General features: G+C 68.8%; 13 protein-coding genes. 11 read left to right on the forward strand and 2 right to left on the reverse strand.

The annotated features are described in order from the left end of the window. The first annotated feature begins 2 nt into the window (after window positions 1-2). Entirely contained in the window at window positions 3-1,982 is a 1,980-nt protein-coding gene (locus ACZ5IQ_RS05155) for a thioredoxin domain-containing protein (RefSeq protein WP_464480925.1), read from the forward strand. A gap of 10 nt (window positions 1,983-1,992) precedes the next feature. Continuing rightward, the gene (locus ACZ5IQ_RS05160; protein ID WP_061001775.1) at window positions 1,993-2,355 is read left to right on the forward strand and encodes a nuclear transport factor 2 family protein; all 363 of its coding nucleotides are present in this window, start codon (window positions 1,993-1,995) and stop codon (window positions 2,353-2,355) included. A gap of 49 nt (window positions 2,356-2,404) precedes the next feature. Here the strand turns inward: ACZ5IQ_RS05160 and trhA are convergent, their stop codons facing one another. Beyond that, the gene (gene trhA, locus ACZ5IQ_RS05165; RefSeq protein WP_464480926.1) at window positions 2,405-3,130 is read right to left on the reverse strand and encodes a PAQR family membrane homeostasis protein TrhA; all 726 of its coding nucleotides are present in this window, start codon (window positions 3,128-3,130) and stop codon (window positions 2,405-2,407) included. A 116-nt stretch (window positions 3,131-3,246) separates the two neighbouring features. Here trhA and ACZ5IQ_RS05170 point away from each other — a divergent pair, with 116 nt between their 5' ends. The 4 genes from ACZ5IQ_RS05170 to ACZ5IQ_RS05185 all read left to right on the forward strand — a co-directional run bounded on the left by ACZ5IQ_RS05170 (window position 3,247) and on the right by ACZ5IQ_RS05185 (window position 6,472). Next, window positions 3,247-4,044, forward strand: a complete 798-nt coding sequence (locus tag ACZ5IQ_RS05170; protein WP_464480927.1) for a (2Z,6E)-farnesyl diphosphate synthase — start codon at window positions 3,247-3,249, stop codon at window positions 4,042-4,044. A 21-nt stretch (window positions 4,045-4,065) separates the two neighbouring features. Further along, window positions 4,066-5,430 (forward strand): hypothetical protein, encoded by a 1,365-nt coding sequence (locus ACZ5IQ_RS05175; protein ID WP_464480928.1) that lies wholly within the window; start codon window positions 4,066-4,068, stop codon window positions 5,428-5,430. 129 nt (window positions 5,431-5,559) lie between these two features. Next, window positions 5,560-5,979, forward strand: a complete 420-nt coding sequence (locus tag ACZ5IQ_RS05180) for a hypothetical protein (RefSeq protein WP_267324800.1) — start codon at window positions 5,560-5,562, stop codon at window positions 5,977-5,979. Between the two features lie 91 nt (window positions 5,980-6,070). Continuing rightward, the gene (locus tag ACZ5IQ_RS05185) at window positions 6,071-6,472 is read left to right on the forward strand and encodes a hypothetical protein (RefSeq protein WP_464480929.1); all 402 of its coding nucleotides are present in this window, start codon (window positions 6,071-6,073) and stop codon (window positions 6,470-6,472) included. A 63-nt stretch (window positions 6,473-6,535) separates the two neighbouring features. Here the strand turns inward: ACZ5IQ_RS05185 and coaA are convergent, their stop codons facing one another. Next, the gene (gene coaA, locus ACZ5IQ_RS05190) at window positions 6,536-7,474 is read right to left on the reverse strand and encodes a type I pantothenate kinase (protein WP_029104715.1); all 939 of its coding nucleotides are present in this window, start codon (window positions 7,472-7,474) and stop codon (window positions 6,536-6,538) included. Window positions 7,475-7,537: 63 nt separating this feature from the next. On the opposite strand from coaA, the gene ACZ5IQ_RS05195 reads away from it, so the two are divergent. The 5 genes from ACZ5IQ_RS05195 (at window position 7,538) to ACZ5IQ_RS05215 (ending at window position 12,659) form a co-directional block, all read left to right on the forward strand. Then, window positions 7,538-8,770: a DUF885 domain-containing protein gene (locus tag ACZ5IQ_RS05195; protein ID WP_110783765.1), complete on the forward strand. Its 1,233-nt coding sequence runs from the start codon at window positions 7,538-7,540 to the stop codon at window positions 8,768-8,770. Between the two features lie 6 nt (window positions 8,771-8,776). Then, window positions 8,777-9,235: a hypothetical protein gene (locus ACZ5IQ_RS05200; protein ID WP_061001755.1), complete on the forward strand. Its 459-nt coding sequence runs from the start codon at window positions 8,777-8,779 to the stop codon at window positions 9,233-9,235. Between the two features lie 49 nt (window positions 9,236-9,284). After that, window positions 9,285-10,757 (forward strand): glycine hydroxymethyltransferase, encoded by a 1,473-nt coding sequence (locus tag ACZ5IQ_RS05205; RefSeq protein WP_464480930.1) that lies wholly within the window; start codon window positions 9,285-9,287, stop codon window positions 10,755-10,757. A 73-nt stretch (window positions 10,758-10,830) separates the two neighbouring features. Further along, window positions 10,831-12,039 carry a PucR family transcriptional regulator gene (locus ACZ5IQ_RS05210; RefSeq protein WP_064860362.1) on the forward strand — a complete coding sequence of 403 codons (1,209 nt, stop codon included), beginning with the start codon at window positions 10,831-10,833 and terminating at the stop codon, window positions 12,037-12,039. Window positions 12,040-12,365: 326 nt separating this feature from the next. Beyond that, the gene (locus ACZ5IQ_RS05215) at window positions 12,366-12,659 is read left to right on the forward strand and encodes a hypothetical protein (protein WP_138248179.1); all 294 of its coding nucleotides are present in this window, start codon (window positions 12,366-12,368) and stop codon (window positions 12,657-12,659) included. Window positions 12,660-12,685 lie beyond the last annotated feature (26 nt).

A 12,685-nucleotide genomic window follows, 5' to 3' on the forward strand; every position in this document is an offset into this window, starting at 1 on the left:
GCATGGCTAACAAACTCGGCTCCGCCACCAGCCCCTACCTCCGCCAGCACGCCGACAACCCGGTGCACTGGCAGCAGTGGACGCCGGAGGCGCTGGCCGAGGCCGCGGCCCGCGACGTGCCGATCCTGCTGTCGATCGGCTACGCCGCCTGCCACTGGTGTCATGTGTTGGCGCACGAGTCGTTCGAGGACCACGACGTGGCTGCGGTGACGAACGAGAACTTCGTGTGCATCAAGGTCGACCGGGAGGAACGTCCCGACCTCGACGCCATCTACATGAACGCCACGGTCGCGATGACGGGCCAGGGCGGCTGGCCCATGACGTGCTTCCTGACGCCCGACGGCCGGCCCTTCTTCTGCGGCACGTACTACCCGAAAGACAGCTTCCTGCAGCTGCTTTCGGCGGTGACCGACACCTGGCAGAACCGGCGGGACGAGGTCGAGCAGGTGTCCGACCAGATCGCCACCGAGTTGCGCAAGATGTCGTCGGGGCTGCCCTCGGGCGGCCCGGCGCCGTCACCCGAGCTGTGTGACCACGCCGTCGCCGCGGTGCTGCGCGACGAGGACCATGCCCGCGGTGGCTTCGGCCGGGCGCCGAAGTTCCCGCCGTCGGCATTGCTGGAAGCCCTGCTGCGACACCATGAACGCACCGGCTCTGCTCTCGACGCGGTGGAACGCACCGGTGGTGCGATGGCGCGCGGCGGCATCTACGACCAACTGGCGGGCGGCTTCGCCCGGTACAGCGTCGACGCCTCGTGGGTGGTGCCGCACTTCGAAAAGATGTTGTACGACAACGCCTTGCTGCTGCGGGTGTACGCCCACTGGGCACGGCTGACCGGAAACCCGTTGGCGCGCAAGGTGGCCGACGAGACGGCGCGGTTCATCATCGACGACCTCGGGGACGGCGGCATGTTCGTCTCGTCGCTGGACGCAGATACCGCCGGGCACGAGGGCCTGACGTACGTATGGACGCCGGCGGAGCTGGTATCGGTGCTGGGCGACGACGACGGTCGTTGGGCCGCTGCGCTTTTCGAAGTCACCGAGGCCGGCACGTTCGAGCGCGGCAGCTCGGTGCTGCAGCTGCTGACCGACCCCGACGACGCCGCACGCTTCGAGCAGGTCCGCGCGAAGTTGATGGCCGCCAGGGCGCGGCGGCCGCAGCCGGGACGCGACGACAAGATCGTCACCGCCTGGAACGGCTTCGCCATCACCGCTCTCGCGGAGGCGTCCGTCGCACTCGGCAAGCCCGAATATCTCGCTGCCGCAACGGGTTGCGCCCGCCGGCTGCTGGATCTGCATCTGGTCGACGGCCGGCTGCGCCGGGCCAGCCTCGGCGGCGCCGTCGGTGACAGCGTCGGGATTCTGGAGGACTACGCGGCGCTGGCGACGGGCCTGCTGACGCTGCATCAGGTGACCGGCGATGACAGCTGGCTGACGGCCGCGCACGGTCTGCTCGACACCGCGCTGACGCACTTCGCCGACCCGGACCGCGGTGGCCGCTGGTTCGACACGGCGGATGACGCCGAGGCCCTGCTGGTGCGCCCCGCGGACCCGGTCGACGGGGCGACGCCGTCGGGTGCGTCGTTGGTCGCCGAGGCGCTGCTGACGTTCGCGCACCTGGCCGCCGAACCCGAGCGGTACCTCGATGCGGCCGCCGCCACACCGGCGTCGGCAACCCCCATCCTGGCCCGCTCGCCACGCGGCGGTGGCCACTGGCTGGCGGTCACGGAAGCGGCCGTCCGCGGCCCTATTCAGATCGCGGTGGCCTGCACCGGTCCGGACTCGGAATTGCTCGGTGCGGCACGCAGATTCGCGCCCGGTGGCGCCATCGTCGTCGGTGGTGCCGAGGGGTCGTCGACGCTGCTCGATGGACGTGGCCGCGTGCACGGCCAGGACGCCGCGTACGTCTGCCGTGGCCAGGCGTGTGACCTTCCGGTGACGACGGCGGGGGATCTCGGCGCTGCCCTCGGCGCGGCCGTGTAGCGTGCGGCGCATGCCCAGCGCTGAGCAGATCACCGAAAACGTCAACCGCTATCTGGACCTCGTCGACGTCGCCGACGCCGACGGGATCGCGGAGCTGTACGCCGTCGATGCCGCCATCGAGGACCCGGTCGGCGGTGAGGTGCACGTCGGCCGCCAGACGATCCACGGCTTCTACTCGAACATCGCGGGCACCAAGAACTCCCACGAACTGCACACGCTGCGGGTCTGCGGCCACGAGGCCGCGTTCTACTGGACCCTGACCGTCAACAGCGCCATGCGCATCGACATCATCAGCACCATGAACTTCGACGCCGATGCCAAGATCACCTCGATGAAGGCGTACTGGGGCCCGGCGAACGTCACCCAGCTCTGAGCGATTTGTGCACGATTTTCCGCGGTGAGCGCGGAAAATCGTGCACAAATCACCCGGAAAAGACGGCGAACCACATCGCGATGTAGTGGCAGATGGCCGCCACCGCGGTGCAGGCGTGGAAGAACTCGTGGTGCCCGAACGTCCGCGGCCACGGGTTGGGCCACTTGAGCGCGTAGAGCACGCCGCCGATCGAGTACAGCGCGCCGCCGACGATCAACAGCACGACCGCCGTGACGCCCGCGCCCTCCAGGATGGGCCCGATGAACCAGGCCGCGACCCAGCCCAACAGGATGTACAGCGGCACGCCGAGCCAGCGCGGCGCCGTCGGCCACAGCATCTTGAGGGCCACGCCGGCCAGCGCCCCGCTCCAGACGATCCAGAACAACAGCCAGCCGTCGGTGCGCACCGCGAGCAGCGCGAACGGCGTATAACTGCCGGCGATGAAGATGAAGATCATCGAGTGATCCATGCGCTTCATCCAGGTGCGCGATTTCTCCGACTTCCAGTTCACCCGGTGATAGGTGCCACTGACGGTGAACATCGCGACGATGGTGAAGGTGTAGAGCAACGTCGCCAAACCGGCGCGCGTGCCCTGCATGGCCCACGACACCGAAACCAGTGCGGCACCGGCAAAGAACGCGACCACCGCCGAATAGACGTGAATCCAGCCGCGGGCGCGCGGCTTGCCGAGGAATTCGACGACGCTTTCCACCACCACGTCGGGAAGCGTTTCCGAATGGCGGAGCACCGCGGCGGCGCGGTACGGCTTGGTCATGTTCGACGGTGCCTCAGCCCGTTCGGAGGCAGCCGGATCTGTATTGCTCGGAGCGGTCAACGTTCCTCCACTAACAGCCATGGGATACCCAGAAGTCCACAGTAGTCTGGTTTCTCGTGGACATCATTCCCCCGCGTCTCAAGGAACCGGCGTACCGGCTCTATGAGCTGCGGCTGCGTCAGGAGCTTGCGCACTCGAAAGCGCAACTGCCACGCCATATTGCGGTGCTGTGCGACGGGAACCGCCGTTGGGCGCGTGAGGCAGGTCACGACGACGTCAGCTACGGCTACCGCATGGGGGCCGCCAAGATCGCCGAGGTGCTGCGCTGGTGCCAGCAGGCCGGTATCGAGATGGCGACGATCTACCTGCTCTCCACCGAGAACCTGCAGCGCGACCCGCAGGAGCTGGCGCCGCTGATCGAGATCATCACCGATGTCGTCGAAGAGATCTGCGCGCCCGACAAGCACTGGACCGTGCGGACCGTCGGTGACCTGGAACTGCTCGGTGAGGAACCGGCCAAGCGGCTGCGCGACGCCGTCGAGTCGACGGCCGCACGCACCGATGCCGGGTCGTTCCACGTCAACGTCGCCGTCGGCTACGGCGGTCGGCAGGAGATCGCCGACGCCGTGCGCACCCTGCTGAGCAAGGAGCTCGCCAACGGTGCGACGGCCGAGGAACTCATCGAGGCCGTGACCGTCGACGGCATTTCCGAGAACCTCTACACCTCGGGCCAGCCCGACCCCGACCTCGTCATCCGCACGTCGGGGGAGCAGCGGCTCAGCGGATTCCTGTTGTGGCAGAGCGCCTATTCGGAGATGTGGTTCACCGACGCGCACTGGCCCGCCTTCCGGCGGGTGGACTTCCTGCGCGCGCTGCGTGACTACACGCTGCGCAACCGCCGCTACGGCAAATAGCGTTCGTGCCAAACTGAAGACATGGCTGCGCTGTCGGCAGTGGTCTTCGCCCTGAGCTGGTGGCTGGGGCTCTACCTGCTCGCGCGCGATCCCCGCAAGCCCATGCTGGCGTGGTCGGCGTTCGGGTTGTGCAGCTTCGCCGTGGTGGTCGCCGTGGACGCGATCCGGCTGGCCGGCGATGCACCGACCGGCCCGCTCAGCCACATCGAGGCGTACCTGGCGGTGCTGCCCGGCATCGCCTGGCTCACGGTGCTGCTCGAGCTGTCCCGGCCCGTCGACTCGGCACGGAGTCGGTGGGGTTTCGTGGCGGTGGCGACGGTGGCGGCCGTCGCGCTGGTCGGAGCCGGGATCTCCGGGGGCGTGCACCCGCCGCTGCGGCCCGGGCACTGGGTCATGGTCGGGGCCATCGCGCTGTCGGCGTTCGGCGCGCTCGTGGTGGCGGTACGACGGCTGCGCCGCGGCGCCTCGTCGCGCAAGATCGTCCCGCCGGTGGTGGCGGCGACATTGTTCTTCGGCCTCGGCAACGCAATTCTCCTCATCCCGCTGGGCTTGTTGCCCAGCTGGCTGGTACTGGCGTCCGCGGCCTTCGACGTGCTGCTGCTGGGCATCGCGGTGGCGTGGTGGGACGCCTTCGACGAAGGGCAGGCCCTGCGCGCGGGGATGCGCCGCTCGCTGGTCGGCAGCATGGCGGTGTCGGTGCTGTTCGGTGGCCAGGTGCTGATCGGCCTGGCGGTCACGGGCGAGCATCTGGCCCTGATGGTGTTGTTGTTCACCAGCCTCGCGGTGGCCATCGCCATCAACGTGCTGGCCGACGCGCTGTCCGGGCTGCTGGACCGGCTGGCTTTCGCGCGCGAACCGGACCTGCGGGCCGACCGCGCCGCACTGCGCCGCACCGAGGCGGCACTGCCGCTGCGCGCCACCAATCCGCTGGACCACATCGATGACGAGACGTTCGTCCGCCTGACCCGGCGCGCACTCGGCCACTACGCCGACCTCTCCAAGCTCGTCGCCTCGCCGTTGACGACGCTGCCCGTCATCGACGACAGACTCGCCCGCCGCGGCGCGCCCGACCAGCCGCTGGAGCGCGCCAACGAACTCAAGGATTTGCTGGCCGACCGCATCGCGGCGCTCAAGCCGCGGGATGGCGGCGACTTCGGCACCACCGAGCAGTGGCGGCACTACAACTCGCTGTACTTCCCGTACGTCGTCGGGGTGCGCGCCTACGCGCAGAACGCCACCGCGGCGGGGTTGGACCCGGTGGCCCGGCAGGCGTGGCAGTGGTTCGTCACCGAGGTGCCGCAGCGGTCGCTGCACAACTGGCAGAACGCGGCGGCCCGGGTGATCGCTGCCGACCTGCGCGGTACCCCGGTGTCAACGCTGACCTAGTCAGCTCACGTCGCTGACCTGCGGTTGGCAGTGCCTGGCAGTAATCGGCAGCGTTTGGTGCAGACCCGGCAGCACGCTCCCGGCAGTGTCATGGGTGTCCCCACACCGGCACCGCAAGGAGCGACCGCCATGACCGCAATCAACCCCGGGCTCCACACGCGACCACTGTCCGACAGTTCCGATTCCCTGCTCCGTTTCGGCCTCCGGGTCGACGGCACACTGTGCTCGCTGACCGGCCTACTGATGGCCCTGACCGCTGATCCGCTGTCCCGGCTGTCGGGGCTGTCGGCGACGTCCGAATGGGTCATCGGCGCGGTGCTGGTCGTTTGGGGATTTGCTCTGTACGTCCTGGCCGCCGTGCCCAGGATTCGGCGCGTCGGGACCGGCGTGCTGATCGGCAATCTGATCGGCACCGTCGCGGTGCTGGGTGTACTGGCCTCCGGAGTGCTGCCGCTGACCGCGGCAGGCAACGTCCTGGTGCTCGCAGTCATGGCCGTGGGCCTGGGCTGCGCGTGGCTGCAGTACCTCGGAGTGCGCCGCCTGGCGTGACTCCCTCCCCGCCGGGCGGGGGCGTCGCTGAAAGAGGTTGCAGTAGACGTCCCCGCGCCGGCCTTCCACCCCCTCCATCGAAAGGAAACCCATGACCACCATCACCGCACCCGCCCGCGTCCGCTCCGACCGTCTGCTGCGTCTGGCCCTGCGCGCCGACGCGCTCATCACCGGCACCGGCGGCGTCATCCTGGCTGCCGCGGCCGGCGCCATCGCATCGGAGTCCGGCATCCCGCGTCCGGCCGTGTACGTCCTTGCCACGGTGCTCGTCGGCTACGGCGTCGGCGTCTACGGGCTCTCGACTCTGGCGGCGGTGCGTCGGCCCGGTATCGCGGTGGCGATCGCCAACGTGGTCTTCACCATCGCCGCGGTGCTGGCTGTGGTCGACGATGTCTGGCCGCTGACGACGACGGGCGTGGCCATGATGATCGTCAGCGCCGTCTACACGCTCGCGATGGCGGAGTTGCAGTACCAGGGCGTCCGCCGCGCCTGATCACCCGGGGATTTGTGCACGATTTTCCGCGCCGACCGCGGAAAATCGTGCACAAATCCCTGTCTAGAGCTTGCGGAGGCGCAGCCGGTTGATCGAGTGGTCGGCATCTTTGCGCAGCACCAGCGTGGCGCGGGGCCGGGTCGGCAGGATGTTGTGGATCAGGTTGGGCAGGTTGATGGACTGCCAGATGTCGCGGGCGGCGAAGATGGCCTGCTCGTCGGTCAGCGTCGAGTAGTGGTGGAAGTGCGACTGCGGGTTGGCGAAGGCGCCCGCGCGCATCGCGAGGAACCGCGACACGTACCACTGCTCGATGTCCTCGATGCGGGCGTCGACGTACACCGAGAAGTCGAACAGGTCCGAGATCATCAGGGCCGGTCCGGTCTGCAGGACGTTGAGGCCCTCGATGATCAGGATGTCGGGGTGCCGGACGACGACCTTCTCGCCGGGCACGATGTCGTAGATCAGGTGCGAGTACACCGGGGCCGACGCCTGGTCGGCGCCCGACTTGACCGCGGTGACGAACCGCATCAGCGCGCGGCGGTCGTAGCTCTCGGGAAAGCCCTTGCGGTGCATGATCTTTCGCCGCATCAGCTCGGCGTTCGGGTACAGGAAGCCGTCGGTGGTGACGAGGTCGACGCGCGGGTGGTGGCCGAACCGGGCGAGCAGCGCCTGCAGCACGCGCGCGGTGGTCGACTTGCCGACGGCGACGCTGCCGGCCACGCCGATGATGAACGGCACCGGACGGTCGGGGTTCTGCTGCGGTTCGCCGAGGAACTCGGCGGTCGCGGCGAAGAGGCGCTGCCGGGCGGCGACCTGCAGGTGGATCAGACGGGCCAGGGGCAGGTAGACCTCTTCGACTTCAAGCAGGTCGAGTTGCTCGCCCATACCGCGCAGGCCCAGCAGCTCATGAGCTGTGAGTTTGAGGGGAGTCGCCATACGCAGCGCGCGCCATTGGCGCCTGTCGAACTCGACGTAGGGACTCGGCTCGCTCGGCCGCGGCATGTGCCCAGTCTTGCAGTCATTGCCGGGCGATGAACGCGGGGGTACCGGCTAACGTGGGCGGGTATGAGCACTGGGCATACCTCGATGCCGGTTCCCGACACCGCCGCCGATGCCTTGATCCGTGAATACCTGCTGCTGGGTCTGCGGTTCGACCGCATCGAGGAGGGCTACGTCGACTCGTTCACGGGCGAGCCGGCACTGCGCAAGCAGGTCGCCGACGAACCCGCGCCGGACCCCGCGACGCTGGCCCGGCAGGCCCGCCGGTTGCACGGCGAGGTCGACGGCTCCGGGTTGGACGCGCAGCGTGCGGATTACCTGAAGGCACATCTGCGGGCCCTGGACTGCGCGGGGCGCAAGTTCGCGGGGGAGGACGTCGGCTTCGTCGACGAGGTCCGCGACTACTTCGATGTCGACATCACCAAGGGTGACGAGGACAAGTACCGCGAGGCGCATCGCCTGCTCGACGAGGCGCTCGGCGGCAGCGGCCCGCTGGTCGAGCGCATGCAGGCCCACCGCTCCGGTGAGGAGATTCCGCCCGAGCGCCTCGAGGAGTGCATCCACGCGTTCTCGTCCGCGCTGCGCGACCGGGTCCGCGCCGACTTCCCGCTGCCGGACGCCGAGACCATCAACTACGAGATCGTCACCGACAAGCCGTGGTCGGGCTTCAACTACTACGAGGGCAACTACCGGTCCACGGTCGCGGTCAACGCCGACCTCAAGCAGCAGATGTCGAACCTGCCGCGGCTGGTGGCGCACGAGTCGTACCCGGGCCACCACACCGAGCACTGCCGCAAAGAAGCCGGCCTCGTCGAGTTGGGCGGCCAGGCCGAGCAGACGATCTTCCTGGTCAACACGCCGCAGTGCCTGATGGCCGAGGGGCTGGCGGACCTGGCGCTGTACGCCGCCATCGGTCCGGATTGGGGGGCGTGGGCCTCGGAAATTTACGCCGACTTGGGCCTGCGCTTCGACGGCGAACGCGCCGAAGCGATCTCGACGGCGAGCGCCGCGCTGGCCGACGTCCGCCAGGACGCCGCACTGATGCTGCACGACGAACACCGCGACACCGACGACGTCGTCGCCTTCCTGCAGCGCTGGCTGCTGACCAGCCCGGAGCGGGCCCGGCAGTCCATGCGGTTCCTGTCGTCGCCGCTGTGGCGCGCGTACACGTCGACCTACGTCGAGGGGTACCGGTTGCTGCGGGGCTGGCTCGACGCCCGGCCCGCCGACGTCAGCCTCACCACGCGGTTCGGCCGCCTGCTCGACGAGCCGCTGATCCCGTCGTCACTGCGGAGTTAGCCGCCGGTGGCGACCCTGCGGCGCGACAGCGCCGGAAAGGCCATGCCGCTCAACGTCTTGTTGGTGGTGTGGATGGCGATCGGGCGGGGCGTGTTGGCGCCGCTGGGCTGGATGACGGTGTTCGTCGTCCTCGTCTCGCCGGCGCTGCTGATCTGTCTGACGATGACGACCAGGATGATCCGGCAGCTGCCCGGGCGGGAGCTGACCCCTGCCCAGACCCGCGCGCAGGTGACCGTGTGGTCGGCGATGTTCGGCTTCGGCGTGTTCTGCGCCGACGGCGGCGACAGCGGCACCACGTCGTCGATCCTGATGAAACTGCTCGGCGAGCCGTCTTGGTCGGAAACCGTGAGCCTGGCGCTGTGGTCGGCCTGCGTCATCGCCGGGCCCGTCGCATGGTGTGTGCTGTTCTCCAAGCTCAGCCGTGGCCTCGCGCCCGCCCAGCCGCCGTTTCCGCACCCCGGCTAGGCATCACCCTGGGGCGGGAGCGATGCGACCAGCGGATTAGTCTGGGGGCATGACCTCTGACGCTTCCGTGTCCAACGCCGGCCTGGGTGCCGAGTACGCCGCCACCGCCAGCGAGGCCTACCAGGCGGCGCTGCGGGTCATCGAGCAGGTCGAGCCCCGGGTCGCCGCGGCCACCCGGAAAGAGCTTGAGGATCAACGCAGTTCGCTGAAGCTGATCGCCAGCGAGAACTACGCGTCGCCGGCCGTGCTGCTGACCATGGGCACCTGGTTCTCCGACAAGTACGCCGAGGGCACCCTCGGGCACCGGTTCTACGCCGCCTGCCAGAACGTGGACACCGTCGAGGCCCTGGCCGCCGAGCACGCCCGCGAGCTGTTCGGCGCCCCGTACGCCTACGCGCAGCCGCACTCGGGCATCGACGCCAACCTGGTCGCCTTCTGGGCCATCCTGGCCACCCGCATCGAGGCTCCCGGCCTGGCCGAGCTCGGCGCCAAGCACGTCAACGACCTGTCCGAGGCGGACTGGGAGAAGCTGCGCAACAAGCTGGGCAACCAGCGCCTGCTGGGTATGTCGCTGGACACCGGCGGCCACCTGACCCACGGCTTCCGCCCCAACATCTCGGGCAAGATGTTCCACCAGCGCAGCTATGGCACCGACGCGCAGACGGGGCTCATCGACTACGACGCCGTCGCCGCCGCGGCCCGCGAGTTCAAGCCACTGGTGCTGGTCGCCGGCTACTCGGCGTACCCGCGCCGCGTGAACTTCGCCAAGATGCGCGAGATCGCCGACGAGGTCGGCGCCACCCTGATGGTCGACATGGCGCACTTCGCGGGCCTGGTGGCCGGCAAGGTGTTCACCGGCGACGAGGACCCGGTGCCGCACGCCCACGTCACCACCACCACGACCCACAAGTCGCTGCGCGGCCCGCGCGGTGGCCTGGTCCTGGCGACCGAGGAATACGCCCCGGCCGTCGACAAGGGTTGTCCGATGGTGCTCGGCGGCCCGCTGTCGCACGTGATGGCCGCCAAGGCCGTCGCGCTCGCCGAGGCGCGGCAGCCCGAGTTCCGGACCTACGCGCAGAACGTCGCCGACAACGCCAAGGCCCTGGCCGAGGGCTTCCTCAAGCGCGGCGCGACGCTGGTCACCGGCGGCACCGACAACCACCTGGTGCTGCTGGACGTGCAGTCGTTCGGTCTGACCGGCCGCCAGGCCGAGTCGGCGCTGCTGGACGCCGGCGTCGTCACCAACCGCAACGCCATCCCGAACGACCCGAACGGTGCCTGGTACACCAGCGGCATCCGCTTCGGCACCCCGGCGCTCACCACGCGCGGCTTCGGCGCCGACGAGTTCGACAAGGTCGCCGAGCTGGTGGTCGACGTGCTCAAGAACGCTTCCGCCGACGCCGGCCCGAACGGCCCGTCGAAGGCGAAGTACACGCTGGCCGACGGCACCGCCGACCGCGTCCGCGCGGCTTCGGCCGAGATGCTGGACGCCAACCCGCTGTACCCGGGCCTGACGCTCTGATTCTGGCGCGCTGAAACCGAGGTGTGCGCGGTGCACACCTCGGTAGCGTGAGCTGCGGCCGAGGAGGTGGCAGATGGGCAGTGAGGCGCTGGCCGCGATCATCGAGTACTTCGCCCGGGACAAGGACGCCTTCATCGCCGGTGTGATCGCCGAGATCCTGGCCGCCGTACCCGAGCTCAGTGACCCGTCTTTCCACGAGATCGTCGCCGTCAACGCCACCGAGAGCCTGGATCTCTTCCTGGACGTTCTGGCGAACGGGATTGACCCGCAGAGCATTTCGCCGTCGAGCCGCGCCATCGCCAACGTCGAGCGGGCGGTGACCGACGGTGTTCCGCTGTCCGCGGTCCTGAAGGCCTACCGCATCGGGCACGGATTGATGCTGAGCGCATGTCTGGCGGAGATGCCGGCCACGGCGCCCGGGGTGGCCGCGGCGATGATCGAGGTGGTGAATCTCAGCGGATCCCACAACGGTCGGGTCGCCGAGCAGATCACCGCACTGTACGAGGACCGGCTGACGCAGCGCGTCCGCACCGACGAGGCGATCCGGCGGCAGTGGATCGCCCGCTTGCTCAACGATCCCGAACCTGATGTGGCACAAGCGGAATCGGCGCTCGGCTACCGGCTGTCGGGCAGTCATCTCGCGGTCGAGGCATGGGCGGACGACACAACCGCGGCAGACGCGTTGCCCAAAGTGGTGACGGTCCTGCGCCAGGTACTGCCTGGCGTCGACGACGTCCTCGTCGCCGGCGGGGAGTCGCAACAGCGCATCTGGTTGCGCCTGCCCATCGCCGCCCGCGTGGACCACGAAGAGCTTGCAAAGCGATTGTGCATCAATGGATTACGTGCCGCGGTCGGTCGCCGAGGCAATGGGCTGGAGGGTTTCCGCTCAGCAGCGCGCACGGCCGCGCGGGTCAAGGAACTCGCCCGGTCCGCACCGCACGCCCCGCAGGTCGTGCTCTTCGACGACGTCGCGTCGGTCGCATTGCTGGCAGACGAGCCGGCCGACCTCGCGGCGTTCGTCGCCGCCGTCCTCGGCTCGCTGGCGGACGACGACGCGCGATGCGAGCAGCTACGCGAGACCATCCGGGCCTTCCTGGCCGCCAACTGCAGCTACACCGAGACCGCGAAGCGCACGATGTTCCACCGCAACACCGTCTACCTCAGGGTCCAGCAGGCCGTCGACCACTACGGCCTGCGTCTGGACGCCGACACCCTGACGGTCGCGTTGGCCCTGGAGATTTGCCGCTGGTACGGCGGGCGGGTGCTTGCGCCGGTTTCCTGAGCTCAGGAAGGGGTGATGTGCATTTTGCACATGCCGGCCCGAAAACGCTGGTCTGAGCACCCATTGGTCAGCACAGCGATCGCTCATATTGTGACGGGGACGACAATTTCGTCGAGCTGTTCACCACATCACACCCCGGGCGTTCACGCTGAGTCAGCCACCCGGGCAGACCCATCACGAAGGGGCGAAGAATGTCTGAGTTGGGCCATACCTGGCGGTCGAATACGGCAGGGGACGATCAGCCGGTAGCGGCCGCCAACCGGGCGGCACGGCGCCGGTCCCGGGCCAGGCGGCGGGGCATCGCCACGACCGCTGTCGCCGGCGCCATGGTCGCAGCGCTCACCGCCCCGCAGGCGTTCGCCGCGGACAGCTACCAGGCCGTGACAGATCAGATCCTCGCCCAACAGCAGCAGATCATCGCCACCAACAGCAACTATCCGTTCATCAAACCGTCCGACGTGAGTTCGTTGCCGCAATACAGCCAGGCCCTGGCGATGGGCGTGCTCTTCGGTGCGCTCAATGAACAGAACCGGATCAACGGCTACGACCGCAACGGTGAATTTCTCACCGCCCCTGGAACGCGCCGTCTGCCGAGCCTCTGCCGTTCTCGAACGACCTGACGGCGGACAACAAGTACACGCTGCTG

The sequence above is a fragment of the Mycobacterium toneyamaense genome (assembly GCF_055384815.1).